This is a genomic window from Streptomyces sp. WAC04114 (genome assembly GCF_019733245.1).
GTDB classification, from domain to species: Bacteria; Actinomycetota; Actinomycetes; order Streptomycetales; family Streptomycetaceae; genus Streptomyces; species Streptomyces massasporeus_A.
Window position 1 is genome coordinate 42,484 of sequence record NZ_JAIGQA010000018.1, and the last position, 25,474, is coordinate 67,957.

Sequence of the window (25,474 nt, forward strand, 5' to 3'; positions counted from 1 at the left end):
GACGGCCGTGAGCCGGTACGCCGCGGCCGGGCCCGAGGACGACGGGCCGTCGCCCCCCGCACGGCGGTTCACGTTGGGCCAGCCTTGATCTGAGGCCCGTCGAAACGGAGCCGTAGAATCGGGCTCACCATGGCTTACCTCGACCACGCCGCGACCACCCCGATGCTCCCGGAGGCGGCAGAGGCGCTCACCGCCCAGCTGGGTGCCACCGGCAACGCGTCCTCCCTCCACGCATCCGGCAGGCAGGCCCGCCGCACCGTCGAGGAGGCCCGCGAGACCCTCGCCGAAGCCCTCGGCGCCCGCCCCAGCGAGGTCGTCTTCACCTCGGGCGGCACGGAGGCCGACAACCTGGCCGTCAAGGGCCTTTACTGGTCACGTCGCGACGCCGATCCGGCCCGCACCCGTGTCCTCGCCAGCCCCGTCGAGCACCACGCGGTCCTCGACGCCGTGCACTGGCTCGGCGAACACGAGGGCGCCACCATCGAGTACCTGCCGGTCGACTCCCACGGCCGCGTCCACCCCGACGCCCTGCGTGAGGCGATCGCCCGCAACCCCGACGACGTGGCCCTCGCCACCGTCATGTGGGCGAACAACGAGATCGGGACGATCCTCCCCGTCCGTGAACTCGCCGAGACGGCAGCCGAGTTCGGTGTCCCGCTGCACGCGGACGCCGTCCAGGCCTTCGGCCAGATCCCCGTGGACTTCGCCGCCTCCGGCCTCGCCGCGATGACCGTCTCGGGCCACAAGATCGGCGGCCCCTACGGCATCGGCGCGCTGATCCTCGGCCGTGAGCACACCCCCGTTCCGGTCCTGCACGGCGGCGGTCAGGAACGCCACGTGCGCTCCGGCACCCTCGACGTGCCCGCCATCGCCTCCTTCGCCGTCGCCGGGCGACTGGCCGCCGAGCAGCGCGAGTGGTTCGCCCGCGAGATCGGCACCCTGCGCGACGCCCTCGTCAGCGCGGTCCGTTCGGCCGTCCCGGACGCGATCCTCGGCGGCGACCCGGACCCGCAGGGGCGTCTTCCGGCCAACGCGCACTTCACCTTCCCCGGCTGCGAGGGCGACTCCCTGCTGCTCCTTCTGGACGCCCAGGGCATCGAGTGCTCCACCGGCTCCGCCTGCACCGCCGGCGTCGCCCAGCCCAGCCATGTCCTCCTCGCCACCGGCACCGACCCCGACCTGGCCCGCGGCACCCTGCGCTTCTCCCTGGGCCACACCTCCACCGAGGCCGACGTCGAGGCCCTGGCGAAGGCCATCGGCCCGGCGGTGGAACGGGCGAGGGCGGCGGGGCTGACCTAGGCCCTGCCGGGGTCGGGCCGGGGCGGGGCGCGTCGTGAACGGGCCCGTGACGTCGGGCAGGTGCCATCAGGCCGACGCCGCACGGTCCCGTCGGATCAGGCCGGAGTCGTACGCGCCTGTCGTACCAGTCGCATGTACTTGTCCCAGTCCCAGTGCCGCCCCGGGTCCGTGTGGTCCGTGCCCGGGACCTCCACATGGCCGATGATGTGCTCGCGGTCGACGGGTATGTCGTAGCGGGCGCAGATCCGGGCCGTCAGACGGGCCGAGGCCTCGTACATCTCGTCGGTCAGGTCCTGCGGGCGGTCCACGAAACCCTCGTGCTCGATGCCGACACTGCGTTCGTTGTAGTCGCGGTTGCCCGCGTGGTAGGCCACGTCCAGCTCGCGGATCATCTGCGTGACATGGCCGTCCTGCCGGACGATGTAGTGCGCCGCCGCCCTGTGCCCCGGGTCCTGGAAGGCCTTCACCGCGCTGTCGAAGCTGCCCTGTGTGACGTGCACCACGACCATGTCTATGCCGTAGTCGTCGGGTCGGTCCGCGCGCCGCCAGTTCGCGTCCGACGCCGCCACCCAGCGCGCGCCCGCGTAGTCGACCTCGCCCTCCTTGCGCGGCTTCTCGACGCCCGGGGTGCGCCACCACAGGCGCGCCAGCTCGTCCCGGGCGAGCACGGCGGAGCCCGCCGCGGCCACCGTCCCGCCGATCAGCAGCGCGCGGCGGCCGACCTTCCGGTCGCCGTCCTTCGAAGCCTTCCGCTCTCCCATGTGATCGTCAACGGATACCCGGCGGCCCTGGTTCCCGCGTCCCCGTACCCTGGAAGGGTTATGACTGACACCCCGCAGCGCCCCCGCCCCCTCCGCGTCCTGGCCGCCATGTCCGGCGGAGTCGACTCCGCCGTCGCCGCCGCCCGCGCGGCCGAAGCGGGCCACGACGTGACCGGCGTCCACCTCGCGCTCTCCGCCAACCCCCAATCCTTCCGGACGGGCGCGCGCGGCTGCTGCACCATCGAGGACTCACGCGACGCCCGCCGCGCCGCGGACGTCATCGGCATCCCGTTCTACGTGTGGGACCTCGCCGACCGCTTCCGCGAGGACGTCGTCGAGGACTTCGTCGCCGAGTACGAGGCCGGCCGCACCCCCAACCCGTGCCTGCGCTGCAACGAGAAGATCAAGTTCGCCGCCCTCCTCGACAAGGCGCTCGCGCTGGGCTTCGACGCGGTCTGCACCGGCCACTACGCCCAGGTGATCGTCCGCGAGGACGGCACCCGCGAACTGCACCGCGCCTCCGACATGGCCAAGGACCAGTCGTACGTCCTCGGCGTGCTGGACGACCGGCAGCTCGCCCACGCGATGTTCCCGCTCGGCGACACCGTCACCACCAAGGACGAGATCCGCGCGGAGGCCGAGCGCCGGGGCCTGGCCGTCGCCAAGAAGCCCGACTCGCACGACATCTGCTTCATCGCCGACGGCGACACCCAGGGCTTCCTCGCGAACCGGCTCGGCCGCTCCGAGGGCGACATCGTCGACGAGTCCGGCGCCAAGCTCGGCACGCACGAGGGCGCGTACGGCTTCACCATCGGCCAGCGCAAGGGCCTGCGCATCGGTACCCCCGCCGCCGACGGCAAGCCGCGCTACGTCCTCGACATCTCGCCGGTGGACAACACGGTGACCGTCGGCCCGGCCGCCGCGCTGGACGTCAGCGCCCTGACCGCGATCAAGCCCCGCTGGTGCGGCGCCGCCCCCACCGGCCCCGGCACCTACACGGCCCAGCTGCGCGCCCACGGCGGCGAGACCGAGGTCACGGCGGAGCTGGTGGACGGCGAGCTGCGCGTGTCGTTCGCGGAGCCGGCCCGCGGCGTCGCTCCCGGCCAGGCGATCGTGCTGTACGACGGCACGCGCGTGGTGGGCTCGGCGACGATCGCGTCGACGACCCGGGCGACGGCGGGCGTGGCCTGATCCTTCCGGGACCGGGGGGCGGGGTCCACGCGCGCGTGGACCCCGCCCCCCGGCTCAGTCCCGGCTGAAGAACTCCGTCAGCACCGGCGCCAGGACATTCGGCTCGACCATGTGCGTCTGGCCCTGGAGCGTGCGGTACGTGCCCTCGGGCACCGTGTCCGCGATCGCCCGGGCCGCCTCGCGCAGCCACGCGGGGCTCGCGTCGCCCGCGACCGCGAGGACGGGAACGCCCACCGAGGCCAGCCGGGAGCGCGGGACCCGGCCGTCACGCATCACGGCGTCGTCGTAGGCGAGGCTCGCGGCCATCGTCTCCATGCCGGCCCACATGGGGGACTGGCGGGCGCCCTGGATCACTCCCTCGGCCAGGCCGGTCAGCCGCAGGAACAGTTCGACCGCGTCCCCGCGCCGCCCCTCGCCGAGCGCCTCCGTCAGCCGCTCCGTGTACTCCGCACGCTCCTTGGCGCCCTCCTCGGACATCGCGAACGGCGTCTCGTACACCGCCACGCGCCGTACCGGCAGCCCGCTCGCCGCCGCCTCCAGGGCCAGCGCCCCGCCCGAGGAGATGCCGTACAGGAGCGCCTCGCCGCCCACCGCCTCGATCACCGCGGCCAGGTCCTCGACCTCACGTTCCACGGCGTACGGCGCGGTGTCCGCGCTCGCGCCGCGGCCCCGGCGGTCGTACACCACGGCCTGGAAACGCTCCGAGAGCGACACGGCGAGCGGCGCCAGGGTGCCGCCCGTCGACATCGCGCCGCTCACCAGGACGACCGCGGGACCGCGGCCGGTGCTCTCGTAGGCGATGCGGGTGCCGTCGCGCGAAAGGGTCTTCTTGTCCATGCTCATGCAGACTGCCGCACGCCGCGGTGTTCATCGATGAAGCGGACGGCGCGTCAGCCGATCAGAACACTTCCACTTCGTAGAAGCACAGGTGGTCCTTGATCTCGGCGACGTCCGGCTTGGGGTCCGGATACGCCCAGACGAGGTCTGCCGCGTCCGGCCGCGACCAGTAGGAGGCGGTGCCCTTGAAGGGGCAGTACGTCTGCGTACCGGACGGCGTCAGCAGGTCCAGGCGCACGTCCTCGGGCGGGATGTAGTACCGCTCGGGACAGCCCGTCTCGCGCAGCACCAGCGACCGGTCGCTCTCCGCCAGCACCTGCCCGTCGTGCACCACGCGCACGCGCCCGCCGCCGCGCTCGATGGTGATGCGATGCCCTCTGGTCACGATCGCCCCTCCTCGGGTAGCCGACTCCTGAGGTACAGCGCAGGCTGAAGCGGAGTTCTTCCCTCGCCGCAGGAGGCCCCGATGCGCGCCACGGAACCGGCCGGAAACCGCTCCCGTCTGCTCCACCAGGTCCGGTACGCGCTGCGCCACCCGGAGCGGGTGCCCGCGCACGCCCGGCGCGCGGTGCGGGACGCCTGGCTGCGGCTGCGCCACCCCGACCACATCGCCTACTACCGGGCCGTCATGGCCTCGGACGCGGCCCGCAGCACCGAGGCGGCGGTCGGGCACAACCCCTCGCGCGAGCAGTGGGCGCGGATCGGCCGCATGCAGTTCGACTACCTGGTGAGCCACGGCCTGCGACCGCACCACCGGATGCTGGAGATCGGCTGCGGCAACCTGCGCGCCGGACGGCTGTTCATCGACCACCTCGACACCGGGCACTACTACGGCATCGACATCTCCCCGCACATCCTGCTCGCCGCCCAGGACACCCTCGTCGCCGAGAAGCTCCAGCCCAAGCTGCCCTACCTGGCGCTCGCCGACGACCTCACCTTCGCCTTCCTGCCGGACGCGCACTTCGACGTCGTGCACGCGCACAGCGTCTTCTCGCACTCGCCGCTGCACGTCATCGAGGAGTGCTTCGCCCACGTCGGCCGGATCCTCGCGCCCGGCGGGTTCTTCGACTTCACCTTCGACCGCACCGAGGGCGAGGAGCACCAGGTCCTGCACGAGGACTTCTACTACCGCACGCGCACCCTCACCGACCTCGCCGCCCGGCACGGCCTGGACGCCCGGTTCATGGACGACTGGGAGCGGCTGCCCCACCGGCAGTCCAAAATGCGGGTCACCGTCACGGTGGACCGGGCCCGTACGGTGGGTTCATGAACATCTGTGTCTTCCTGTCCGCCGCCGACCTCGACGAGCGTTACACCCGTCCCGCCAGGGAGTTCGCCACGCTGCTGGGCAAGGGCGGCCACACGCTCGTGTGGGGCGGCTCCGACGTCGGCCTGATGAAGGTGGTCGCCGACGGGGTGCAGGAGGCGGGCGGCCGGCTGGCCGGCGTCTCCGTGCAGTTCCTCGCGGCCAAGGCCCGCCCGGGCGTCGACGAGATGGTCGTCGCCAAGGACCTCGCCGAGCGCAAGAAGCTGCTCCTGGAGAGGGCCGACGCCGTGGTGATCATGGTCGGCGGCACGGGCACGCTCGACGAGGCCACCGAGATCCTGGAACTGAAGAAGCACGGGCACACCGACAAGCCGGTGGTCCTGCTCAACACGGCGGGCTTCTACGACGGTCTGAAGGAGCAGTTCCGCCGCATGGATGCCGAGGGGTTCCTGCCCCGGCCGCTCACCGACCTGGTGTTCTTCGCCGAGGAGCCGGTGGGGGCCCTCGCGTACCTGGAGGAGAGCCGGGGCGTCGAGTGACCCGGCAGTGATGCGAGCATGGCGGGCATGGCTACTCATGTGATCACCGGAGCCGGCTCCGGCATCGGCGCGGCCGTGGCCCGCCGCCTGCACGGGCGCGGGGACGAGCTCGTGCTGCACGCGCGCGACGCGGGCCGCGCGAAGGAACTGGCGGCCGAGTTCCCCGGGGCGCGGACCCTGGTCGGCGACCTCGCCGACCCCGACCGGCTCTCCTGGGCCTTCTCCCACCAGTCGCTGCCGGACCGGGTGGACTCGCTGCTGCACATCGCCGGTGTCGTCGACCTCGGCCCGGTCGGCGAGCTCACCCCGAAGGCCTGGCGCCGGCAGCTCGACGTCAACCTGATCGCCCCCGCCGAGCTGACCCGCCACTTCCTGCCCCAACTGCGTGCCGCCCGCGGCCACGTGCTCTTCGTCAACTCCGGCGCCGGCCTCAACGCCCACGCCGACTGGTCCGCGTACGCCGCCTCCAAGCACGGCCTGAAGGCGCTCGCCGACTCCCTGCGTCACGAGGAGCACGGCAACGGGGTCCGCGTCACCTCGGTGTACCCCGGCCGCACGGCGAGCCCCATGCAGGCCAAGGTCCACCAGCAGGAGGGCAAGGAGTACGACGCCGCGCTCTGGATCGACCCGGAGTCGGTCGCCACGACGATCGTCATGGCCCTGGATCTGCCCCGGGACGCGGAGATCAACGACCTGACGGTGCGCCCGGGGCGCTGACCCCGAGAGCCGACCCCGGGGAGCTGACCCCGGGCCGGGACCCTGCGTAGGCTTCTCCGGTGAGCGAAAACAGCCAGTTCAGGTTCGGCGCGGCGACCGGCGTGGGATCCATGCCGGGCGGCGACGCCCGAGAGGCCGCCAAGACCGTCACCGGCACCTTCGAGGACTTCCCCTTCCTGCCCGAACTGCCCGCCCGGGGCCCCGGCGCGGACATGATCGGGCGGACCGCCGGCATGCTCGTCGAGCTGTACGCGCGCGTGGAGCCCAGCGGATGGCGCCTCGGGGACCGGCCGGGCCGGGACACCAAGCGGGCCCGCTCCTGGCTCGGCGAGGACCTCGACGCGCTGGAGGAGTTCACGCAGGACTACGAGGGGCCGCTGAAGGTCCAGGCTGTCGGCCCCTGGACCCTCGCGGCCAACCTGGAGCTGCGGGGCGGCGAGGTGGCGCTCTCCGACTCGGGGGCCTGCCGCGACCTGGCCGCCTCCCTCGCCGAGGGGCTGCGGCTGCATCTCGCCGAGGTGCGGCGGCGGATCCCCGGCGCGCAGCTCGTCCTCCAGCTCGACGAGCCGTCCCTCACCGCCGTCCTGCGCGGGCAGGTGAAGACCGCCAGCGGCTACCGCACCCACCGGGCCGTCGACCGGCAGCTCGTGGAGCAGACGCTGCGCGACCTCGTCGGGACGCACACCGACGGCCCGGTCGTGGTCCACTCCTGCGCTCCCGACGTGCCGTTCGCGCTGCTCCGCAGGGCCGGCGCGGCCGCCGTCTCCTTCGACTTCTCCCTGCTCACCGAGCGTGACGACGAGGTGATCGGGGAGGCCGTGGAGGGCGGCACCCGGCTCTTCACCGGTGTCGTCCCGTCCGCGGACGGCCCATTGTCAGACCCTGCCGGTAGCGTCATGGGTGTCAGGACGCTGTGGCGCAGGCTGGGGCTGTCTCCGGGGCTTCTCGCGGAGGCGGTCACCCTCACCCCGGCGTGCGGACTCGCGGGGGCCTCCCCGGAGTACGCGCGCACGGCTCTCGCGCACTGCGCCCGGGCGGCGAGATCCCTCGCGGACAACCCAGAGTAACGGGAGGACGACACGGTGGCCGGCGACAAGCAAGCGGAGACGACGACGGTGCCCGCAGAGGCACGGGAGAAGCACGCGCGCCTCGCGGAGCAGATCGAGGAGCACCGCTTCCGCTACTACGTGAAGGACGCTCCCGTCGTCAGCGACGCGGAGTTCGACCAGCTGCTGCGTTCCCTGGAGGCGCTGGAGGAGGAGTACCCGGAGCTGCGCACCCCGGACTCGCCGACCCAGAAGGTCTCCGGCTCCTACGAGACGGAGTTCACGGCGGTCGAGCACCGCCGGCGCATGCTCTCCCTCGACAACACGTTCAACGACGAGGAGATGGCCGCCTGGACCGAGCGCATCGCCAGGGAACTGGGCGAGCAGGACTACCACTTCCTGTGCGAGCTCAAGGTCGACGGCCTCGCCGTGAACCTCACCTACGAGCACGGCCGCCTCACCCGCGCGGCCACCCGCGGCGACGGCCGCACCGGCGAGGACATCACGCCCAACGTGCGGACGATCGCGGAGATCCCCGACCGTCTCAAGGGCGACTCCGTCCCCGACCTCGTGGAGATCCGCGGCGAGGTCTACTTCCCGATGGAGAAGTTCCAGGAGCTCAACGCCCGCCTCGTCGAGGCCGGCGACAAGCCCTTCGCCAACCCGCGCAACGCGGCGGCCGGTTCACTGCGCCAGAAGGACCCGCGCGTCACCGCCACCCGCCCCCTGCACATGGTGGTCCACGGCATCGGCGCCCTGGAGGGCTTCACCGGCCTCACCCGCCTCTCCGAGGCCTACGACCTGCTGAAGTCCTGGGGCCTGCCCACATCCGGCCACAACCGGGTGGTCGACGGCCTGGACGGCATCCGGGAGTTCATCGCCTACTTCGGCGAGAACCGCCACTCCGTGGAGTGGGAGATCGACGGCGTCGTCGTCAAGCTCGACGAGATCCCGCTCCAGGGCCGCCTCGGCTCCACCTCGCGCGCCCCGCGCTGGGCCATCGCGTACAAGTACGCGCCGGAGGAGGTCAACACCAGGCTCGTCAACATCCGTGTGGGCGTGGGCCGCACCGGCCGGGTCACCCCCTACGCCCAGGTCGAACCGGTCACGGTCGCGGGCTCCGAGGTCGAGTTCGCCACGCTCCACAACCAGGACGTCGTCAAGGCCAAGGGCGTCCTCATCGGCGACACGGTCGTGCTGCGCAAAGCCGGTGACGTCATCCCGGAGATCCTCGGCCCGGTCGCCGACCTGCGCGACGGCAGCGAGCGCGAGTTCGTGATGCCGAGCGAGTGCCCCGAGTGCGGCACCGCGCTGCGGCCGATGAAGGAGGGCGACGTCGACCTGCGCTGCCCGAACGCCCGCACCTGCCCGGCCCAGTTGCGCGAGCGCCTGTTCTACCTGGCGGGCCGCAAGGCCCTGGACATCGAGCACTTCGGCTATGTGGCGGCGGCGGCCCTCACCGCCCCGCTGGAGCCGAAGGACCCGCCGCTGGTCGACGAGGGCGACCTGTTCGACCTCACCATCGAGCAGTTGCTGCCCATCAAGGCCTACGTCCTCGACCCGGACAGCGGGCTGCCCAAGCGCGACCCGAAGACCGGTGAGGAGAAGGTCGCCACGATCTTCGCCAACCAGCAGGGCGAGCCCCGCAAGAACGCGGTCGCCATGCTGGAGAACATCGCGGCGGCCAAGGAGCGCCCGCTCGCCCGGATCATCACCAGCCTGTCGATCCGTCACGTCGGCCCCGTGGCGGCCGAGGCACTGGCCCGCGAGTTCCGCTCGATCGAGCGCATCGACCAGGCCACGGAAGAGGAGCTGGCGGTCACCGAGGGCGTCGGCCCCACCATCGCCGCCTCCCTCAAGCAGTGGTTCGCCGAGGACTGGCACCGCGACATCATCCGCAAGTGGAAGGCCGCGGGCGTCCGCATGGAGGCCGAGAGCACCGGCGAGGACGAGGGGCCGCGCCCCCTCGAAGGCCTCACCGTCGTCGTCACCGGCACCCTCGACCACTTCACGCGGGACGGCGCCAAGGAGGCGCTGCAGAGCCGCGGAGCGAAGGTGACCGGCTCGGTTTCGAAGAAGACGTCGTTCGTCGTGGTGGGTGACAGCCCCGGGTCGAAGTACGACAAGGCGATGCAGCTGAAGGTTCCGGTCCTGAACGAGGACGGTTTCGGCGTTCTGCTGGGGGAGGGACCGGACGCGGCGGCCGAAGTCGCCCTTTCGGCCGAGGAGTAGCGGTTGAAGGCCACCCGTTCGGCGCATACCAGATGCATACGGGTGGCTGGGGCGCATTCGGGCAACCGTCGGCGACCGCTGCCCCTGGAAGCCTTCTGCGGCCTACTGTTGAGATGTGCGCCTGCCGTGCCCAGCCGCGGTCGGGGCATCTTCGTGCTCGCACGGAGCGCGGGGAAGGGTTTTCGGGCGCGGGCCGCACAAGGGTTGTCGGGCACCGGGCCGCGGGGCGTGGGCACCGCCGGCTGTGAGAGGGACGGGAATGGAACCGACCGAGAGCGCCGTGCCGGGCTCACGGCTGCGCCTGCGCCGCATGGCGGTCGCATGGCGCGCAGTCCGTGAGGCCGTGCGGCCGGCGGGGCGTCCGGGTGCGGAGGTGCGCGCCGTCGGACAGTACACCCCGGACGGACGTGGCGGTGCGGGGCGCGCCGCGGACGGCACCGGGGCACAGCCGATCACCGAACACACGCCCGGACTCGCCGGCGCGGACGACGCGGACGGCGAACGGCACCACTCCTGGCCCGCAGTGCCCGCGGCCGTCGTCTCGGCGGCCGGATTCGTCCTCGGTGCGGGCTTCTACCGCGCTTTCACCGACGGCCACGCGCTCTTCCCGGCAGGCACCACCGGCTGGTCGCTGGCCGTGCTGACCGGCATCATCGTCGGCCACCTCGTCATGCTGGGCCGCTCCCGCTGGTGGGGCGGCACCGGCTCGGGCGCCGCCCTCACCCTCGCCGTCCTGCTGCTCTACGGCTGGGTTCCGGCCGGCATGGTCAGCCTCACGGTCGTTGTGCTGGTCGGCATAGCCCGCCGCAACCGCTGGCGCCAGGGGGTGCTGCACGGCGCGGTCGACCTCCTCGGCATCGGCGCCGGCGCGCTCGTGCTGGGCGTCTTCGGCACCGTGCCGTCCGTCGAGTCCCCGGCGGAGCCCGCCGCCTGGACCCTCGCCGCGGCACCCCAGGTGGCCCTGGTCGCCGTCGCCTACCTGATGGTCACCCGCGTCCTGCTCTGGTACCTGCACGCCCCGCGCCCCGGACTGCCCACCGTCGCCCGCACCGCCCTGGTCAGACAAGGCCTGGTCGCGGTCGCGCTGCTGGGGATCGCGCCGCTGGTCTGCGTGGTAGCAGTGGCCAAGCCGATCCTGCTGCCGCTGTTCTCCATCCCGCTGATCGCCCTGGACTCCACCCTGTGGATCGCCCGGGCCCGGGCGGAGGAGCAGCTGCGCGACCCGCTGACCGGTCTGCCCAACCGCCAGTGGCTGCTGGAGCGCATCTGGACCGCGCTGGACGATGCGGAGCGGATCAACGCCCGCGCCGCCCTGATGCTGATCGACCTCGACCGGTTCCGGTCGGTCAACGACACGCTTGGTCATCTCGCCGGTGACCGGCTGCTGCTGCAGATCGCCGACCGGCTGCGGGTGGCGCTGCCGCGCGGGGCGGAGGCCGCCCGGCTCGGCGGGGACGAGTTCGCCGTCTTACTGCCCGTCGCCGACTCCACGACCTCCGCGACCCGGGTCGCCCGCAACCTCGTCGCCGCCCTCAGCTCCCCCCTCGACCTCGACGGCCTCACCCTCGTCCTGGAGGCCAGCGCGGGAGTAGCCGTCTTTCCCGACCACGCCCTGGACGCCGAAGGGCTGCTGCGGCGGGCGGACGTGGCGATGTACCAGGCGAAGCGGGACCGCACCGGCGTCGAGGTCTACGAGTCCAAGCGCGACTCCAACACCCCCGACCGCCTCGGCCTGCTGGGGGATCTGCGCCGCGCCCTCGACGCGCGGGAGGTGCATCTGCACTACCAGCCCAAGGTCCGCTTCGACGGGCAGGTGGCCGGCCTGGAGGCCCTGGTCCGCTGGGTGCACCCCGAGCGGGGCAAAGTGCCGCCGGACGAGTTCATAGCGATCGCCGAGTCCTCGGGCCTGATGCCCCACCTCACCGAGTACGTCCTGGAGACCGCGCTCGAACAGGTCGCGCACTGGCGGGAGCAGGGCCTGTTCGTCCCGGTCGCGGTGAACGTCTCCCCGCGCGATGTGCACACCCCCGGCTTCGCCGGCTCCGTCGCCGCCCGGCTGGCCCGGCACGGCGTCCCGGCGGGAGCGCTCCAACTGGAGATCACCGAGCACGTGCTGCTGGAGGATCCGCAGCGCGCCGCCGACACCCTCAACCAACTGACCGCGCACGGCGTGAAGATGTCCCTCGACGACTTCGGCACGGGCTACTCCTCGCTCGTGCACCTGCGCCGGCTCCCGGTCAGCGAGCTGAAGATCGACCGTTCGTTCGTGGCCCGGCTCGCGGTCGACACCGAGGACGCGGAGATCGTCCGCTGCACGGTCGACCTCGCGCACTCCCTCGGCCTGCTCGTCGTCGCCGAGGGCGTCGAGGACGACGAGACCTGGGAGCGTCTGCGTGACCTCGGCTGCGACGCCGTCCAGGGCTGGCTGGTCGCGGCGGCGATGCCCCCGGAGGAGACCACGGCGTGGCTGCGGGCGCGGGGGCCCCGGGGCTGGCAGCGCCCGCGCGCCGCGCTCCCCGCCGCGACGGCCGACGAGTAGGCCGCACCCACCTGTTCCGCTCGCCCGGCCGCTGCGCTTCCCCCGGCCCGGGGCGAGCGCTCAGCTCGTGCCGGGCGGCACGAAGTGGCCGATCAGCAGCGCCAGTCGCTGCTCGTGTGCCTCCTCGGGCAGCCGGCCGCTGCGCATCAGGGTCACCAGCCCGTGCAGCCCGGCCCAGTACGTCTCCGTCAGCAAGCCCGTGTCCTCGCCGTCGCCCGCGATCGGCAGGACGGCCTGGAGCAGTTCGCCGAAGGCGTCCTGAAGGGCGGGCGGCGCCTCGGGGGTGGCGAAGGGCAGGTCCACGGCGAGCGTGAAGATCACGTCGTAGAGCGCGGGCCGCCGCCGGGCGAAGGCCGTGTACGCGCCGCCCACCGCGGCGAGTGCCTCGCGGGGGCTCCCGGCCGCCGTGCGCGCCGCCCGCATCTCTTCGGCCAGGTCCGCGCAGCCCTGCACCGCCACCGCCGCCATGATCGCGCCCTTGCCCTTGAAGTGGCTGTAGAGGACCGGCTGGCTGTACTCGATCTCCTCGGCGAGCCGGCGCGTGGTCACCGCGTCCCAGCCCTCCGCCTCCGCCAGTTCCCGGGCGGCCGTCACGATCAGTCGCTCGCGTTCCGCTCGTTCGCGCTCCCGGCGCGTCTGGATCGTCATACCAGAATTCTAGCAGCGCTAGCGTTCCTGCCGATGCTCTGCTAGCTTCGCTCCCATTCCTAGCGTTGCTAGATTCCATGAATCGGAGAGAGCCATGACCGTCACCGCGTACACCCTGGCCGTCGTGCTCAACCTGTTCTGCCTGTTCCTCGGCTACCGGTTCCTGTTCCAGCGCGCCTCCGCGGCCACCGGATACGGCGTCCCGGCCGACCCCGGCGGTGACGCCGGCGCCTATCTGACGATCAAGGGCCTGCGGGACGGCACCCTCGGGCTGGTCGGTCTGGCGCTGCTCGCCTTCGCGGGGGCCGGAGCCGAGGCCTGGTTCATGCTCGCCGTGGCGCTCGTGCCGCTCGGCGACACCCTGATCGTGCTGCGCAACGGCGGCACGAAGGCGGTCGCGTTCGGAATCCACTTCGCCACCGCGGTCGTCGTCCTGATCATCGCCGGACTGCTCTTCGCGGTCTGAGGGGCCCCGGGAGCCCCCGGGGCGGCAAACCGTTTCACGGGCACGGCCCCCCGCCCCATAGGATTGGGCCAAACCACATTCACTCACCCCAGAGGATCGCTGCATGCCTGGCATCACGCGCGAGGAGGTCGCCCACCTCGCCCGGCTGGCGCGTCTGGAGCTGAAGCCCGAAGAGCTCGACCACTTCGCGGGACAGCTGGACGACATCATCGGCGCGGTCGCCCGCGTCAGCGAGGTCGCCGACCAAGACGTACCGCCGACCTCGCACCCGCTCCCGCTGACGAACGTCATGCGGGCGGACGAGGTCCGTCCGTCGCTCACCCCCGAGCAGGCGCTCTCCGGCGCCCCGGCCCAGGAGCAGCAGCGTTTCAAGGTGCCGCAGATCCTGGGGGAGGACTAACAGCCATGACGGACATCATCAAGCTCACGGCCGCCGAGACCGCCGCGAAGATCGCCTCCGGCGAGCTCACCGCGGTCGAGGTCACCGAGGCCCACCTCGCCCGCATCGAGGCCGTCGACGAGAAGGTGCACGCCTTCCTGCACGTCGACCGCGAGGGCGCCCTCGCCCAGGCCCGCGCCGTGGACGACAAGCGCGCCAAGGGCGAGAAGCTCGGCCCGCTGGCCGGCGTGCCCCTCGCGCTGAAGGACATCTTCACCACCGAGGGCATCCCGACCACCGTCGGCTCCAAGATGCTCGAGGGCTGGGTCCCGCCGTACGACGCGACGCTCACCAAGCGGCTCAAGGCCGCCGACGTCGTGATCCTCGGCAAGACCAACATGGACGAGTTCGCCATGGGGTCCTCCACCGAGAACAGCGCCTACGGCCCGACCGGCAACCCCTGGGACCTCACCAAGATCCCCGGCGGCTCCGGTGGCGGTTCGTCCGCCGCGCTCGCCTCCTTCCAGGCCCCGCTGGCCATCGGCACCGACACCGGCGGCTCCATCCGCCAGCCGGCGTCCGTCACCGGCACGGTCGGTGTGAAGCCGACGTACGGCGCGGTCTCCCGCTACGGCATGGTCGCCTTCTCCAGCTCCCTCGACCAGGGCGGGCCCTGCGCCCGCACGGTCCTGGACGCGGCGCTGCTGCACGAGGTCATCGCCGGGCACGACCCGCTCGACTCGACCTCCATCGACGAGCCCGTCCCGGCGGTAGTCGAGGCCGCTCGCAACGGCAGCGTCGAGGGCATGCGCGTCGGCGTCGTCAAGCAGTTCCGCGGCGAGGGCTACCAGGCCGGCGTCATCCAGCGCTTCGACGAGTCCGTCGAGCTGCTGAAGGAGCTGGGCGCCGAGATCGTCGAGCTGGACTGCCCGTCCTTCGACCTGGCGCTGTCGGCGTACTACCTGATCGCGCCCTCGGAGTGCTCCTCCAACCTCGCCCGCTTCGACGGCCTGCGCTACGGCCTGCGCGTCGGCGACGACGGCACGCACTCCGCCGAGGAGGTCACCTCCCTCACCCGCGAGGCCGGCTTCGGCCCCGAGGTCAAGCGCCGCATCATGCTCGGCACCTACGCCCTGTCGAGCGGCTACTACGACGCCTACTACGGCAGCGCCCAGAAGGTCCGCACGCTCATCAAGCAGGACTTCGACAAGGCGTTCGAGCAGGTCGACGTGATCGTCTCCCCGACGACCCCGACCACCGCCTTCGCGATCGGCGAGCGCGCCGACGACCCGATGGCGATGTACCTCGCCGACCTGTGCACCATCCCGACCAACCTGGCGGGCAACGCGGCCATGTCGCTGCCGTGCGGTCTCGCCCCGGAGGACAACCTCCCGGTCGGCCTGCAGATCATCGCCCCCGTCATGAAGGACGACCGCCTGTACAAGGTGGGTGCCGCCGTCGAGGCCGCCTTCGTGGAAAAGTGGGGCCACCCGCTGATCGAGGAGGCTCCGTCGCTGTGAGCGCACTGTCCAAGGCCAAGGGCTTCAAGAAGTCCAAGTCCGGTCTGTACGTGTCGATGGCCACGTCGGCGTTCGGCGCCGTCGGTGTCTACAAGCAGATCAAGAAGGCCCGCGGAGACAACGACACGCTGCGGCTGCTCGACGCCGTCGTGACCGGCGCGGCCGTCGTCACCAACCTGGCCATTCTCTACCGCGAGCTGAAGCGGCTGGGCGACGACGACGTCCTGCTGGGCTGAGAGGGAAGTACTCACCGTGACCACCACGACCGACCTGGTGTCGTACGAGGACGCACTCGCGTCGTACGACCCCGTCATGGGCCTCGAGGTCCATGTCGAACTCGGCACCAAGACCAAGATGTTCTGCGGCTGCTCGACCGCGCTCGGTGCCGACCCGAACAGCCAGACCTGCCCGGTCTGCCTCGGCATGCCCGGCGCGCTGCCGGTCGTCAACGCGACCGGCGTCGAGTCCGCGATCAAGATCGGCCTCGCGCTGAACTGCGAGATCGCCGAGTGGTGCCGCTTCGCCCGGAAGAACTACTTCTATCCGGACATGCCGAAGAACTTCCAGACCTCCCAGTACGACGAGCCGATCGCCTTCAACGGCTACCTCGACGTGCAGCTGGAGGACGGGGAGACCTTCCGCGTGCAGATCGAGCGCGCCCACATGGAGGAGGACACCGGCAAGTCGACGCACGTCGGCGGCGCCACCGGCCGTATCCACGGCGCGTCCCACTCCCTGCTGGACTACAACCGCGCCGGCATCCCGCTCATCGAGATCGTCACCAAGCCGATCGAGGGCGCCGGCGAGCGTGCCCCCGAGGTCGCCAGGGCCTACGTCCGTGAGCTGCGCGAGGTCATCCGGGCGCTCGGCGTCTCCGAGGCCCGCATGGAGATGGGCCAGATGCGCTGCGACGTGAACCTGTCGCTGCGCCCGCACGGCACCGAGAAGTTCGGCACCCGCTCGGAGACGAAGAACGTCAACTCGCTCAGGTCCGTGGAGCGCGCGGCCCGCTTCGAGATCCAGCGGCACGCGGCCGTGCTCTCCTCGGGCGGCACGATCATCCAGGAGACCCGGCACTTCCACGAGGACACGGGGTCGACGACCTCGGGCCGGGTGAAGGAGGAGGCCGAGGACTACCGGTACTTCCCGGAGCCCGACCTCGTCCCGGTCGCCCCGTCCCGCGCGTGGGTCGAGGAGATCCGGGCCGGGCTGCCCGAGCTGCCGCTGGTCCGCCGCAACCGGCTCCGCGAGGAGTGGGGCATCTCGGCGACCGACATGCAGGCCATCCTCAACGCCGGCGCGCTGGAGCCCATCGTCGCCACGATCGAGGCCGGGGCCGACGCGGCCTCCGCCCGCAAGTGGTGGATGGGCGAGCTGGCCCGCAGCGCGAACGAGTCGGGCAAGGCGCTCGACGAGCTGGCGATCACGCCGCAGCAGGTGGCCCGGGTCACCGAGCTCGTCGCGAAGGGCGACCTGAACGACAAGCTGGCCCGGCAGGTCATCGAGGGCGTCCTCGCGGGCGAGGGCACCCCGGACGAGGTCGTCGACAAGCGCGGTCTGAAGGTCGTCTCCGACGAGGGCGCCCTCACCACCGCCGTCGAGGAGGCCATCGCCGGCAACCCGGGCGTGGCGGACAAGATCCGCGGCGGCAAGGTGGCCGCGGCCGGCGCCCTGGTCGGTGCGGTCATGAAGGCCACCCGCGGCCAGGCCGACGCGGCCCGCGTGAAGGAACTGATCCTGGAGAAGCTGGGCGTCAGCGAGGGCTGACCGCGGCGGATCCGACGAGGGGGGACACACCGGATACGGTGCGTCCCCCCTCGTCATGCGGCTCAGAGGCGGCGGCCGACGACCCGGACGAAGCCCAGCGTCTCGCCCCGGTCGAGGCGCAGCATCTCGGCGCACTGGCCGGCCATCCGGACGTGCCACTCGTCCGTGCTCTCGTCGGCCACGACCTCGCACCAGCGCAGCCAGTCGCGCCAGCCGTCCTGAAGCCAGCCCGCGGTCTCGACCTCCACGGCCCCGCCGCGGGTCCAGTGGCGCCGCCACCAGGCCGCCGTGTGGAAGCACCAGAATCCGGGCTCCCAGTACGGCTCGAGGTGCTCCGGCGGCTCGACGCCGTCGATCTCCTCCCGCAGCGCCGGTACGACGACGCCGATCCGCCCGCCCGGCTTCAGCAGCCGGGTCAGCGTGGGCAGGTACAGGTCGTTCGTGCCGAAGTACTGGTAGGCGTCGATCGAGACGATCGCGTCGAAGGCGCCCTCGCCGAACGGCAGGTCGTGCGCCTCCGCGAGCACGGGCAGCACGCGGTCGGCGACACCCGCCTCGGCGATGCGCCCGGCGTTCTCGTCGGGCTTGATCCACAGGTCGGCGGCCGTGACCTGGGCGTCGTACTCCCGGGCGAGGAAGATCGACGTCATGGCACGGCCGCAGCCCAGGTCGAGCACCCGGGAGCCGGGGCTCAGGGTGTCCAGCCCCAGGGCGGGGGCCAGCCACTCCAGCAGCCACAGCGCGTGCGGGCCCATCTGGTTGTCGACGGTCCAGCGGGCGTCATAGCCGTTGCTGCGGGGATAGCCGGGGTGACGCACACGGTCAGTGAGGGGGTCGTTCGTGGTCCGCGAAGTGATGTCCGACATCGGTGAACGGGCTCCTTGAGTCCTTGAGGAAGAACGGGGATGCGGAGGAGCTCGGTCGGACCGTCAAACAATGCACCTGCTTCGGCCGGGCGGCGTCAGGCCGCGGGCGTTTCCTCGGACCGGCGGACGCTAACAGCCGGCCCGGCGCCCCCGCATCCGGTTTTCCCCGCCCGGCGCGCTACCGTCTCGGCCATGAGTGGACGTCCTGATTCCGACACCGATGGAGAGATCGAGGGCGCGGAGGCGACCGCCGCACAGGACGAGGCCGACGCCCTGCCGGAGGGCGAAGAGGATGCGCGCCGGGCACGCTGGACGTCGGCCGGCACCGGCGCCGCACTGACCCTGGCGGGCCTCGCGGCGGCGCTGCTCCGCCTCACCCGCTCCGCACCGGCGCTCGTCCCGGCCGCCTACGCCGGCGGGGCCGTCATATGCGCCGCCGCCGCCGTGCTGGGCTCCCGCGGGCGGACCCGGCGGGCTCTGTGGCTGCTGATCGCCGGGGTGATGGTGATGGCGCTGGGGGACCAGTTCGACTGATTCCGGCCGCTGTGAATAAGCCCACGAAACCGACAAATGATCTCGTGAGCCTGTAACAGTGGCAGCGCATTGCTCATGCGTTCTTTGCTGGCCGTTCAGTTCATGTACGACTGTTCCCGGTCAAAGATCCACACAAGGCAACCCGGGAGCACGTTTCGTGGCAGCCCTCGCACGCTGGTGTGTCCAGCGCCGTCTGCTCAGCGTCATGCTGTGGCTCCTCGCGTTCGCGGGTGTCGCCGCGGGCGCCGCCGTCGCCGGCACCACGTACTCGAACGACTACCAGGTCCCCGGCACCGAGTCCGGCCGTGCCTCCGAGCTGCTGCACGAGGGCTTCCCGCGGCTCGGCGGCGACAGCGACACCGTCGTCTGGCACACCACGTCCGGCAGCGTCCGCGCCGCCGACGTCGAGCAGACGATGACCCGCACCCTGGACCGGATCGAGCACCTCCCCGGCGTGGCCTCGGTCACCAGCCCCTACGACGGGCCCGCCACGGGCCGCGTCAGCGAGGACGGCCGCACGGCCTACGCCTCGGTCACCTTCGACGACCAGGCTGAGGACATCTCCCAGGGCGAGGCGCAGGCCGTCGTCGACACCGCGAAGAGCGCCGAGACCGACGGGCTCCAGGTGGAGCTGGGCGGCAGCGCCGTCGCGCTCACCGAGTCCTCCGGCGGGCACGTCGCCGAGATCGTCGGCGTGATCGTCGCCGCCGTGGTGCTGTTCCTCGCCTTCGGCTCGCTCGCCGCCTCCCTGCTCCCCATCGCCACCGCCCTGGTCGGCGTCGGCACCGCCTACGCCGGGATCGTGCTGCTCGGGCACGCCATGACCGTCGCCGACTTCGCGCCCATGCTGGGCATGCTCATCGGGCTCGGCGTCGGCATCGACTACGCGCTGTTCATCGTCACCAGACACCGGCGCGGGCTGAAACGCGGGCTGTCCGTCACCGAGGCCGCCACCAACGCCGTCGCGACCACCGGACGGGCCGTCGTCTTCGCGGGCGCGACCGTTTGCATCGCCCTGCTCGGCATGCTGATCCTGCGGCTGAGCTTCCTCAACGGCGTCGCCATAGCGGCCAGCCTCACCGTCATCCTCACCGTCGCCGCCTCCGTGACCCTGCTGCCCGCCCTGCTGTCCTTCATAGGCATGCGCGCGCTCAGCCGCCGCGAGCGCCGCCGCCTCGCCGAGCACGGACCCGAACCCGAGCTGCCCACCGGCTTCGCGGCCCGCTGGTCGGCCTTCGTGGAACGCCACCCCAAAGTGCTCGGCGCCATCGCCCTGGTCGTCATGGGCGTCCTCGCACTGCCCACCTTCTCCCTGCACCTGGGCACCTCCGACCAGGGCAACGGCCCGAAGACCGCCACCACCCGCCAGGCCTACGACCTGCTCGCCGACGGCTTCGGCCCAGGCGTGAACGGCCCGCTCACCCTCGTCACCGAGGTCGACGGATCCGACGACAAGCTCGCCCTGGAGAACCTCGACGGCACCCTGCGCGCCACTGACGGCGTCGCCTCGGTGACCCCCGTGACCTTCGACTCCGGCGGCCACACCGCCTACCTCACCGTCGTCCCGGAGTCCTCCCCGCAGTCGCAGCACACCAGCGACCTCGTCGACCGGCTGCGCGGCGAGGTGCTGCCGCGCGCCGAGTCGGGCACCTCGCTCGACGTGCAGGTGGGCGGCATGACGGCCGGCTACGACGACTTCGCCGACGTCATCGTCTCCAAGCTGCCGGTGTTCGTCGGGGCCGTCATCGGCCTGGGCTGTCTGCTGCTCCTGCTGGCCTTCCGGTCCGTCGGCATCCCGCTGAAGGCCGCCGCGATGAACGTCGCCGCCGTGGCCGGCGCCTTCGGGGTCGTGGTCGCGATCTTCCAGTGGGGCTGGGGCAGCGACCTGCTCGGCCTCGGCAGCGCGGGGCCCATAGAACCCTTCCTGCCCGTGATCATGGTGTCGGTGCTCTTCGGCCTGTCCATGGACTACCAGGTCTTCCTGGTCAGCAGGATGTACGAGGAGTGGCTGGAGACCGGTGACAACCGGCGGGCCGTGCGCGTCGGCCTCGCCGAGACCAGCCGGGTGATCAACTCGGCGGCGGTCATCATGATCTCCGTCTTCCTGGCCTTCGTGCTCAGCGGCGACCGAGTGATCGCCATGTTCGGCATCGCCCTGGCCGCCGCCGTCGCCCTCGACGCCTTCGTCCTGCGCACCCTCCTCGTCCCGGCCCTGATGCACCTGCTCGGCGGCGCCAACTGGTGGCTGCCCCGCTGGCTGGACAAGCGCATGCCGCGCATCAGCATCGAGCCGCCCGAGAGCCGTGCCGCCCATGAGAGGCTGGCCGCCGCGACGGACGCCGAGGTGGCGGACGTCCTGGCGGAGGAGGAGCGGCAGCGGGATGTACGCGATATCCCTGGGTGACGACGCCGAGCTGAGGCCCCTGGAGCCCTGGCACGCCGGGGAGTTCCTGGCGCACCTGGAGCGCGGGCGGAAGTTCATCGGGCAGTACATCCCGTTCGGCACGACCGAGACGGACCTGCCCTCGGCCCGCGCCAAGCTCCAGCGCTACGCCGACATGCGCGCCGCCGACACGGGATCCCTGCACGGCCTGTGGCTGGAGGGCACGCTGGTGGGCGGAGTGCTGTTCCTGAACTTCGACGCGGCGACCGGCAACTGCGAGGTCGGCTGCTGGCTGGAGCCGGCCGCGACGGGCCGGGGCCTGGTCACGCGCGCGATGCGGGTCCTCATCGACTGGGCCGTCGAGCAGCGCGGCATCCACCGCGTCGAATGGGTCGCCGCCGCCGGCAACGAACCGAGCCTGAACGTGGCGCGGCGACTCGGCATGACCCGGGACGGTGTGCGGCGCGAGGCACACCCCTATGGTGGCGTACGGCACGATCTCGAAGTCTGGTCGGTGCTGGCACCCGAGTGGCGCGCCGCACGCGCGCGTGCCGCTCACAACGATCATTAAGAGACTTCTCAGACAGCGACCCTACGGTGCGAGACATGGCTACGAACGCAGTGGACGAGACCGAGGCCACCGAGGCCACGACAGACGAGAAGGCGGTGGACACCACCAAGTCCGACGAGGTGCCCCGGACCGAGGTCCCGGCCGCGGCCGACGAAGAGCAGGCCGCCGACCACGTGCAGACCAAGGAGGAGGCTCCCTCCGGTGTCGGACAGGGCGCCGCCGCCGTCGTCTCCGCGGCACTGGGCGTCGTCTCGCTCACCGGCAGCTGGATCGGCACCGTGGCCTCCGCGCGCCAGAACCTCGTCGGCCAGCTGGAGACCGCGCAGAACGCGGGCGTGGCCCAGCAGATCCAGGCGGTCTACGGCGACGCCTGGCAGACCACCGCCCTGTGGGGCGGCCTGTTCGCGCTGATCGCGCTGGTCGTCGGCGTCGTGACGCTCGCCCGGCCCGCGTTCGGCACCCCGGGCAGGATCCAGGCCCCCTGGATCAAGTCCGTCGCCTGGGCGGGAGTCGCGCTCGGCGTCATCGGCCTGTTCCTGGCCGTCCTCAAGTACACCGGCATCCTGCTCGGGCTGCCCTCCGCGAGCTGAGAGCCCGCAGGTCCTGAGGGGTCTTAGGCGTTTCCGTGAGCACCTTACGGAGCGCCTGAGGCCCCTCAGCCGCGTCTAAGGCCCCCCGCGCGGCCGAAGATGCGGAACTCTCCCGATGTGGCGGCCCCACCTGGGAGACGAGAGTGAGGTCAGCACGGAGAAACACTCCGTGACCGCCTCTCCTCAAGGACACATCATGTACGAGTACGAGCTCCAGCAGCTGCGCACCGACGACCTCATCCGCCGTGCCGACCACGAGCGCCAGGTCCGCGAGGCCGCCCGGGCCCGCCGCGCGGCCCGCCACGAAGCCGGCCAGGACTCCGCCGAGCACGAGAGCCATAGCCGCCGCTTCCGCCTGACACGATCCGCCCGGACCGCGTGAACACCGGGGCGGGACCGGCCGCCCGCGGGGCCGTCACGGGAGCAGCGGCCGTCGTTCGCACAGGAACGGCGGCCGCTGCTCCGGCCGTTCGCCGGAAAACCGGTGCCGCGCCCTTGGAGGCGCATGCGATGCTCGGGGCCGTGGAGACCAGGTCCGTGAGCCCCGTGTTCGTCGGCCGTGCCGAGGAACTGGGCACGCTGCACGACGCGCTCGTCCGCGCCGGCGAGGGCGAGCCGCAGGCACTGCTCATCGGCGGGGAGGCCGGAGTCGGCAAGACCCGCCTCGTCGAGGAGTTCACCGTCGCCGCCCGCCACCGCGGGGCGGTGGTCGCACTCGGCGGCTGCGTGGAGATCGGCGCCGACGGCCTGCCCTTCGCCCCCTTCTCCACCGCCCTGCGCGCCCTGCGCCGCGAACTCCCCGGCGAGCTGGCCGCCGCGGCCGCCGGCCAGGAGGAGGAACTGGCCCGGCTGCTGCCCGAGCTCGGCGAGTCCAGAGCCGGGCGGCACGACGAGGACGGCATGGCCCGCCTCTTCGAGCTCACCGCACGCCTGCTGGAGCGCGTCGCCGCCGAGCACACCGTCGTCCTCGCCCTGGAGGACCTGCACTGGGCCGACGCCTCCACCCGCCACCTCCTCTCCTACCTCCTGCGCACCCTGCGCACCGGCCGCCTCGTCGTCCTCGCCACCTACCGCTCCGACGACATCCACCGCCGTCACCCGCTGCGGCCCCTGCTCGCCGAACTCGACCGGCTCCGCACGATCCGCCGCCTCGAACTCGCCCGCTTCAACCGCGACGAGGTGGGCCGCCAGGTCGCGGGGATCCTCGCCCACGAACCCGAGCCGGACCGGGTCGAAGCGATCTTCGAACGTTCCGACGGCAACGCCTTCTTCGTCGAGGAACTCGCCGTCGCCGCCCACGAGGGCTGCCGGACCGGCCTGACCGACTCCCTCCGTGACCTGCTGCTGGTCCGCGTGGAGGGGATGCCGGAGCCCGCCCAGCACGTCGCCCGGATCGTCGCCGAGGGCGGCTCCACCGTGGAGTACCGGTTGCTGACCGCCGTCGCCCGGCTCGCCGAGGACGATCTCATCGAGGCGCTGCGGGGCGCCGTGAACGCGAGCATCCTCGCCCCCGCACCCGGCGGCGACGGCTACCGCTTCCGCCACTCCCTGGTCCGCGAGGCCGTCAGCGACGACCTGCTCCCCGGCGAACGCTCCCGCCTCAACCGCCGCTACGCCGAAGCCCTGGAGAGCGACCCCGCCCTCGTCCCCGCCGACCAGCGGGCGACCCGACTGGCCAGCTACTGGTACCACGCCCACGACGCCGCCAAGGCCCTGCCCGCCGTCCTCGAAGCCTCCGTCGAGGCCCGCCGCCGGCACGCCTACTCCGAGCAACTCCGGCTCCTGGAACGGGCGATGGAGCTGTGGGACGCCGCCCCCGACGCCGTGCGCCGGACCCTGCGCCCCGTGGACTACGCCGAGGTCTACCCTCCCCCACTGCCTGAACGGCGTGGGGGGACCCCCAGCGGCTGCGACCCGGCCACCACCGCGCTGCGCCACCTGGACCTGCTGGCCGAGGCGGCCGTCGCCGGCCGGCTCTGCGGGGAGCGCGAACGCGCCCTGAAGATCACCAAGCGGGCGCTGCGCCTGCTGGAGGACGAGGACGATCGCCTGCGCGCCGCCTGGTTCTGGATCCAGCGCTCCCGGCTGGTGCAGGGACTGGCCCGGGGCGACGGCTGGAAGGAGATCGCCACCGCTCAGGAACTGGTCCGCGGTCTGCCGCCGTCCGAGGTGCACGCGGAGGTGCTGGCCACGGCCGCCCACTGGTCGATGCTGCACGAACCCGGCCCGGACGCCCTGACGGCCGCCGAGCGGGCCGTCGAGTACGCGCGCATGGTCGGCGCCGACGACATCGAGTCCAACGCCCGGCTCACCCTCGGCGGGCTGATGGTCGACGCCGGGCAGATCGACGCCGGGCTCGGCCACATGTACGACGTCCGGGACGAGGTCGTCGCCCGTGGCCTCGCGGCGGTCGTGGGCCGCAGCCATGTGAACCTGCCCTCCGTCCTCGAAGGCGTCGGCCGCTCCGAGGAATCCGTCGGCATCCTGCGCGAGGGCCTGCGGCTCACGGGGGCGATGGGCCTGCGGGACGCCGAGGCCTGGATCTGGAGCAACCTCGCCGAGTCGCTCATCTCCCTCGGCCGCTGGGACGAGGCCGCCGACGCCGCCGGCAACGCCCAGCGACGCGGCCAGACGGCGGGTCCGCACGGCTCCGGCGCCAACTGCCTGGCCTACCTGGCGCTCGCGCGCGGGCAGGTGCCCGAGGCAGCCCGGTACCTCGCCCAGGGCCGCGCCGCCTACGGCCCCCATGACCCCATGCCGCAGCACGACCTGCCGATCTCCTGGCTCACCATCGCGCTCGCCGCCGCCGAGGGCCGCCTGGCCGACGCCCGCGCCGAACTGGCCCGCACCCTGGAGTCCGGCTTCCCGCTCGGCACCCAGCGCTACGCCTGGCCGCTGCTGCTCCAGGCGGCCACCGCCGAGGCCGACGCCCGTGCGCTGCCCGCCGCCCGCGACGGCCGCGAGCAGGTCCTGGACGGCATCCTCGCCGGCGCCAAGTGCCTCACCACCCACGCCCCCGTCTGGCTCGCCCACGAGCAGTGGGTCCGCGCCGAACTCCACCGCGCCGAGGGCCTCAGCACCCCGGACACCTGGTCGGAGGTGGTCACCGCCTTCGAACCCCTGAGCCGGCCCTACGACCTCGCCCGCGTCCGGTACCGCCTGGCCGAGTCCCTGCTGACGCGAGCCGGAGAGGACGAGCGCGAGCGTGCCGCGGAACTGCTCCGCCTCGCCCACACCGTCGCCCGTCATCTCGGCGCCCGGCCGCTCGCCGACGCCGCCGACGCGCTGGGCCGGCGCGCCCGCCTCCCGCTCACCCCCGCCA

Annotated in this window: 24 protein-coding genes; 19 read left to right on the forward strand and 5 right to left on the reverse strand. The window is 72.4% G+C overall.

Annotated features, from left to right (window positions below; translation table 11 throughout):
* The first annotated feature begins 129 nt into the window (after positions 1 to 129).
* Positions 130 to 1,299 (forward strand): cysteine desulfurase family protein, encoded by a 1,170-nt coding sequence (locus tag K4G64_RS08070; protein WP_221755337.1) that lies wholly within the window; start codon positions 130 to 132, stop codon positions 1,297 to 1,299.
* Between the two features lie 95 nt (positions 1,300 to 1,394).
* Here K4G64_RS08070 and K4G64_RS08075 read toward each other — a convergent pair whose 3' ends face one another.
* Positions 1,395 to 2,060, reverse strand: coding sequence for an N-acetylmuramoyl-L-alanine amidase (locus tag K4G64_RS08075; protein WP_221755338.1), 666 nt, complete (start codon positions 2,058 to 2,060; stop codon positions 1,395 to 1,397).
* 60 nt (positions 2,061 to 2,120) lie between these two features.
* Here K4G64_RS08075 and mnmA point away from each other — a divergent pair, with 60 nt between their 5' ends.
* Positions 2,121 to 3,251 carry a tRNA 2-thiouridine(34) synthase MnmA gene (gene mnmA / locus K4G64_RS08080; RefSeq protein WP_221755339.1) on the forward strand — a complete coding sequence of 377 codons (1,131 nt, stop codon included), beginning with the start codon at positions 2,121 to 2,123 and terminating at the stop codon, positions 3,249 to 3,251.
* Positions 3,252 to 3,305: 54 nt separating this feature from the next.
* On the opposite strand, the gene K4G64_RS08085 is transcribed toward mnmA, so the two are convergent.
* Together K4G64_RS08085 and K4G64_RS08090 are read right to left on the reverse strand one after the other, a co-directional pair.
* On the reverse strand, positions 3,306 to 4,088 hold the full coding sequence (locus tag K4G64_RS08085) for an alpha/beta fold hydrolase (RefSeq protein WP_221755340.1): 783 nt from the start codon (positions 4,086 to 4,088) through the stop codon (positions 3,306 to 3,308).
* 61 nt (positions 4,089 to 4,149) lie between these two features.
* On the reverse strand, positions 4,150 to 4,473 hold the full coding sequence (locus K4G64_RS08090) for a DUF427 domain-containing protein (protein WP_221755341.1): 324 nt from the start codon (positions 4,471 to 4,473) through the stop codon (positions 4,150 to 4,152).
* 81 nt (positions 4,474 to 4,554) lie between these two features.
* Here K4G64_RS08090 and K4G64_RS08095 point away from each other — a divergent pair, with 81 nt between their 5' ends.
* The 6 genes from K4G64_RS08095 to K4G64_RS08120 all read left to right on the forward strand — a co-directional run bounded on the left by K4G64_RS08095 (position 4,555) and on the right by K4G64_RS08120 (position 12,428).
* The gene (locus tag K4G64_RS08095; RefSeq protein WP_221755342.1) at positions 4,555 to 5,358 is read left to right on the forward strand and encodes a class I SAM-dependent methyltransferase; all 804 of its coding nucleotides are present in this window, start codon (positions 4,555 to 4,557) and stop codon (positions 5,356 to 5,358) included.
* Positions 5,355 to 5,894 carry a TIGR00730 family Rossman fold protein gene (locus K4G64_RS08100; RefSeq protein WP_221755343.1) on the forward strand — a complete coding sequence of 180 codons (540 nt, stop codon included), beginning with the start codon at positions 5,355 to 5,357 and terminating at the stop codon, positions 5,892 to 5,894. The genes K4G64_RS08095 and K4G64_RS08100 overlap by 4 nt, the downstream gene beginning before the upstream one ends.
* Before the next feature lie 18 nt (positions 5,895 to 5,912).
* Positions 5,913 to 6,611, forward strand: coding sequence for an SDR family oxidoreductase (locus K4G64_RS08105; protein ID WP_221755344.1), 699 nt, complete (start codon positions 5,913 to 5,915; stop codon positions 6,609 to 6,611).
* Between the two features lie 59 nt (positions 6,612 to 6,670).
* A complete protein-coding gene (locus K4G64_RS08110; RefSeq protein ID WP_308122272.1) occupies positions 6,671 to 7,678 on the forward strand; it encodes a methionine synthase in 1,008 nt (335 codons plus the stop codon).
* Between the two features lie 15 nt (positions 7,679 to 7,693).
* The gene (ligA, locus tag K4G64_RS08115; protein ID WP_221755345.1) at positions 7,694 to 9,889 is read left to right on the forward strand and encodes an NAD-dependent DNA ligase LigA; all 2,196 of its coding nucleotides are present in this window, start codon (positions 7,694 to 7,696) and stop codon (positions 9,887 to 9,889) included.
* 259 nt (positions 9,890 to 10,148) lie between these two features.
* Positions 10,149 to 12,428 (forward strand): bifunctional diguanylate cyclase/phosphodiesterase, encoded by a 2,280-nt coding sequence (locus K4G64_RS08120; protein ID WP_221755346.1) that lies wholly within the window; start codon positions 10,149 to 10,151, stop codon positions 12,426 to 12,428.
* A 60-nt stretch (positions 12,429 to 12,488) separates the two neighbouring features.
* Here K4G64_RS08120 and K4G64_RS08125 read toward each other — a convergent pair whose 3' ends face one another.
* Complete coding sequence (locus K4G64_RS08125; protein ID WP_221755347.1) at positions 12,489 to 13,076, reverse strand: TetR/AcrR family transcriptional regulator; 588 nt, start codon at positions 13,074 to 13,076, stop codon at positions 12,489 to 12,491.
* A 94-nt stretch (positions 13,077 to 13,170) separates the two neighbouring features.
* Here K4G64_RS08125 and K4G64_RS08130 point away from each other — a divergent pair, with 94 nt between their 5' ends.
* The 5 genes from K4G64_RS08130 (at position 13,171) to gatB (ending at position 17,208) form a co-directional block, all read left to right on the forward strand.
* Positions 13,171 to 13,542 carry a DUF4267 domain-containing protein gene (locus K4G64_RS08130; RefSeq protein WP_221755348.1) on the forward strand — a complete coding sequence of 124 codons (372 nt, stop codon included), beginning with the start codon at positions 13,171 to 13,173 and terminating at the stop codon, positions 13,540 to 13,542.
* 103 nt (positions 13,543 to 13,645) lie between these two features.
* Positions 13,646 to 13,942, forward strand: a complete 297-nt coding sequence (gene gatC / locus K4G64_RS08135) for an Asp-tRNA(Asn)/Glu-tRNA(Gln) amidotransferase subunit GatC (protein WP_018531282.1) — start codon at positions 13,646 to 13,648, stop codon at positions 13,940 to 13,942.
* A gap of 5 nt (positions 13,943 to 13,947) precedes the next feature.
* Positions 13,948 to 15,441, forward strand: a complete 1,494-nt coding sequence (gene gatA / locus K4G64_RS08140; RefSeq protein ID WP_221755349.1) for an Asp-tRNA(Asn)/Glu-tRNA(Gln) amidotransferase subunit GatA — start codon at positions 13,948 to 13,950, stop codon at positions 15,439 to 15,441.
* Entirely contained in the window at positions 15,438 to 15,677 is a 240-nt protein-coding gene (locus K4G64_RS08145; RefSeq protein ID WP_019329755.1) for a hypothetical protein, read from the forward strand. The genes gatA and K4G64_RS08145 overlap by 4 nt, the downstream gene beginning before the upstream one ends.
* 16 nt (positions 15,678 to 15,693) lie before the next feature.
* The gene (gatB, locus tag K4G64_RS08150; RefSeq protein WP_221755350.1) at positions 15,694 to 17,208 is read left to right on the forward strand and encodes an Asp-tRNA(Asn)/Glu-tRNA(Gln) amidotransferase subunit GatB; all 1,515 of its coding nucleotides are present in this window, start codon (positions 15,694 to 15,696) and stop codon (positions 17,206 to 17,208) included.
* A gap of 62 nt (positions 17,209 to 17,270) precedes the next feature.
* Here gatB and K4G64_RS08155 read toward each other — a convergent pair whose 3' ends face one another.
* Positions 17,271 to 18,074 (reverse strand): cyclopropane-fatty-acyl-phospholipid synthase family protein, encoded by an 804-nt coding sequence (locus K4G64_RS08155; protein ID WP_221755351.1) that lies wholly within the window; start codon positions 18,072 to 18,074, stop codon positions 17,271 to 17,273.
* A 192-nt stretch (positions 18,075 to 18,266) separates the two neighbouring features.
* Here K4G64_RS08155 and K4G64_RS08160 point away from each other — a divergent pair, with 192 nt between their 5' ends.
* From K4G64_RS08160 to K4G64_RS08185, 6 genes are all read left to right on the forward strand, one after another.
* Positions 18,267 to 18,608: a hypothetical protein gene (locus tag K4G64_RS08160; protein WP_221755352.1), complete on the forward strand. Its 342-nt coding sequence runs from the start codon at positions 18,267 to 18,269 to the stop codon at positions 18,606 to 18,608.
* Between the two features lie 157 nt (positions 18,609 to 18,765).
* A complete protein-coding gene (locus tag K4G64_RS08165; RefSeq protein ID WP_221755353.1) occupies positions 18,766 to 21,012 on the forward strand; it encodes an MMPL family transporter in 2,247 nt (748 codons plus the stop codon).
* Positions 20,990 to 21,562 carry a GNAT family N-acetyltransferase gene (locus K4G64_RS08170; RefSeq protein ID WP_221755354.1) on the forward strand — a complete coding sequence of 191 codons (573 nt, stop codon included), beginning with the start codon at positions 20,990 to 20,992 and terminating at the stop codon, positions 21,560 to 21,562. The genes K4G64_RS08165 and K4G64_RS08170 overlap by 23 nt, the downstream gene beginning before the upstream one ends.
* Positions 21,563 to 21,597: 35 nt before the next feature.
* Positions 21,598 to 22,152: a hypothetical protein gene (locus K4G64_RS08175; RefSeq protein ID WP_221755355.1), complete on the forward strand. Its 555-nt coding sequence runs from the start codon at positions 21,598 to 21,600 to the stop codon at positions 22,150 to 22,152.
* 196 nt (positions 22,153 to 22,348) lie between these two features.
* On the forward strand, positions 22,349 to 22,534 hold the full coding sequence (locus K4G64_RS08180) for a hypothetical protein (protein WP_221755356.1): 186 nt from the start codon (positions 22,349 to 22,351) through the stop codon (positions 22,532 to 22,534).
* A 128-nt stretch (positions 22,535 to 22,662) separates the two neighbouring features.
* On the forward strand, positions 22,663 to 25,474 hold a 2,812-nt coding region (locus K4G64_RS08185), incomplete at its 3' end, for an AAA family ATPase (RefSeq protein ID WP_221755357.1).